Origin of the sequence: Faecalicoccus pleomorphus DSM 20574 (assembly GCF_000420345.1) — a bacterium.
Taxonomy (GTDB): Bacteria; Bacillota_I; Bacilli_A; order Erysipelotrichales; family Erysipelotrichaceae; genus Faecalicoccus; species Faecalicoccus pleomorphus.
The window spans coordinates 1-1,015 of record NZ_ATUT01000046.1 but is presented as its reverse complement, the minus strand read 5'-3'; the positions used below and the strand labels follow the sequence as shown (position 1 = coordinate 1,015).

General features: G+C 35.9%; 1 protein-coding gene. It reads right to left on the bottom strand.

The annotated features are described in order from the left end of the window. Positions 1-1,015, bottom strand: a 1,015-nt coding sequence (locus G413_RS12240) for a hypothetical protein (RefSeq protein ID WP_037614912.1), incomplete at both ends; no start/stop codon positions are given.

Genomic DNA, 1,015 nt, shown 5'->3' with positions numbered 1-1,015 from the left:
CCTTCCGGTAATGTTAATTCACTATAGTTAAAGATTCCATCGCCATCTTCATCAACGAAGTAATCTCCACCACCAAGGTTTTTTCCACCTTGACTCTTGAATACTACATGAATAATAGCAGCACCCTCACGGTTTAATACAACAGTGTAATGTCCACCTTCTTCAACAAAGAAATCTCCAGTTACATTTAATTTGTAACCCACTGGCAAGGCTAATTCAGAGTAGTTGGCGATACCATCACCATCTAAATCTACTAAGAAATCTCCTCCGCCAAGGTTATTTCCTTGAGGATCTTCAAATACAACATTAATGATTGTACCTTTTTGAATTTTATGAACTTTTACTTGTGTAGCATCATCTGCTGAGAAGTCTTTTACAAAAGCATCACCAGTTTCGTTAAATGCATAACCAGCTGGAAGTTCAACTTCTTTCCAATTGAAGATTCCATCTCCATCTTCATCAACAAAGTAATCGCCACCGCCAACTACTTCACCAGCTTCATCAACAAACTGTAATTTAATAATTGATGCTTTATAAATTTTGCTTACAGCGATTGTATTGCTATTACCAATATAGTCACCAACAAACGCATCTCCACTTAGATCTAATTGGTATCCTTCTGGAACAATATCGTTAACTTCTTTCCAATTAAAGATTCCATCTTTATCTTCATCAACGATAACGTCACCGCTGCCTACATTATTTCCATTAGCATCTACGAATACAAAATTCAAGATTGTACCATCATATTCTGATTCAACAGTAATTTCTTCAGATCCACCTGCAACAACCATGAAATCACCGCTGACTGTCATTTTGTATCCTTCTGGTACATATTGTTGCAAAATAGAATAATTCTGAACACCTTCTGGTAAAGTATAATCTCCACCACCGATAAAGCTTCCCGCTTTATCTACAAAACGGATATTCATTGTAACATTAGAAATAATTTTTTCAATATTAACTACAAGCTTTCCTCCTTGTTCAGCATAGAAATCTCCAGTTGTAGTCATCT